The 1,318-nt window shown below is 69.4% G+C and carries 1 protein-coding gene and 1 pseudogene; both read right to left on the bottom strand.

Features of this window, described 5'->3' with window-relative positions:
• Positions 1 to 29: 29 nt before the first annotated feature.
• Positions 30 to 1,070, bottom strand: coding sequence for an RNA-guided endonuclease InsQ/TnpB family protein (locus ACYVD1_RS34690; protein ID WP_460778712.1), 1,041 nt, complete (start codon positions 1,068 to 1,070; stop codon positions 30 to 32).
• Between the two features lie 62 nt (positions 1,071 to 1,132).
• Positions 1,133 to 1,198: pseudogene (locus ACYVD1_RS34685) on the bottom strand (helix-turn-helix domain-containing protein); the annotation flags it as partial.
• Between the last annotated feature and the right edge of the window lie 120 nt (positions 1,199 to 1,318).

Raw genomic sequence — 1,318 nt, 5'->3', positions numbered from 1 at the left:
ACCCAGAGGTCTCCGCAGGCTGGCACGGTTCACCGTAAACGGCTCGTCCATCCGCGCTTTTCGGTGTTCTCGGCCGCGTTCACATCCGCATGATCTGTATGCGCACACCTGGTGCACCGATAGCGCGCTTGGCTCTCGCGGGACTTCGGGTCCACATGGTCGCACTCGAAACACCTCTGGGACGTGTACGCGGGATCGACCTCCACGATGCTGGTTCCGGTACGGCGGGCCCGGTTCACACAGGCCAGCTTGAACCCGTGCCAGCCCTTGGACAGGATCGCCCGGTTCAACCCCGCCCTCTGCCGCACCCTCTTCCCCGGAGCCTGGGCGGTGCCCTTGGCCGAGCGGGTCATGTTCTTCGTGTTGAGCTTCTCCAACACCACGACGGCGTTCTTGCCACACAGCACGTGCGCGGTCTGGGCGCTGAAGTCGGCGCGCCGGGCCCGCACCCGCCCCGTCACCCGCGACAGGGCCCGCTTGGTCTTGGCCCGGTTCGCGCTGCCCTTGCGGCGGCGGGCCAGCTGGCGGCGCAGACGCCGCTCGCGCTCGATCTCCTTGGGGGTTTGGAAGGTGCGGTCGAACAGGTCGCCCTCGGAGGTGGCCACCGCCACGGCCACGCCCCGGTCCACCCCCACTGCCGAGTCGGGCACCGCGTGCTCGGCGGGGGTGAGTTCGCCGTCCTCGCAGAGCAGGGACAGGTACCAGTGGGCGCCGTCGCGGCGCACGGTGGCTGAGCGGATGGTGCCCTTGGGGGCTCGTGACCACCGCAAGCGCACCCACCCCAGCTTGGGCAGCTTCACCCGCCCCCATGTGCGGCCCAGGCGCTGGACGGTGATGCGGGGCCCGTCGGGGAAGCGGAAGGAGGGCTTCCAGTGGTGCTTGGGCCGGAAGTTGACGCCGAAGGTGTCGTGTTGGGCGCAGGCCCGGTCCAGGTCTTTGAGGGTCTGCTGCAGGATGTGCGAGGGGGCCGCCCGCAGCCAGGTCTCCTCGTCTCCTCGGTCTTGGCCTGGGCCAGCTGTGCGGCTTGGAGGTGGTAGCCGCAGTAGGGGGCGGCGTAGCCGCGTTTCCACCGGTCCATGATGTGGCGGCGCTGGGCCAGGGCGGTGTTCCACACCGCCCGGCAGATCGCGCCGTACTCGGCGCACTGACGGGCCTGGGCGTCGGTGAGCGCCAGCCGGTACCGGTATCCCGTCAGCACAGCACACACCTCCCTCCTCGATCCTGGACAGGACCGTAGCGGGAGGGTGTGACTTTTCTGAGCGGGGGCGGTTATCCCCGCCCTGAAGGGACGGGGTCTGCACCGCCCAAAACCAGATCA

It is taken from the genome of Nocardiopsis nanhaiensis, assembly GCF_054778635.1.
This window is presented reverse-complemented; position numbering and strand designations above follow the sequence as displayed.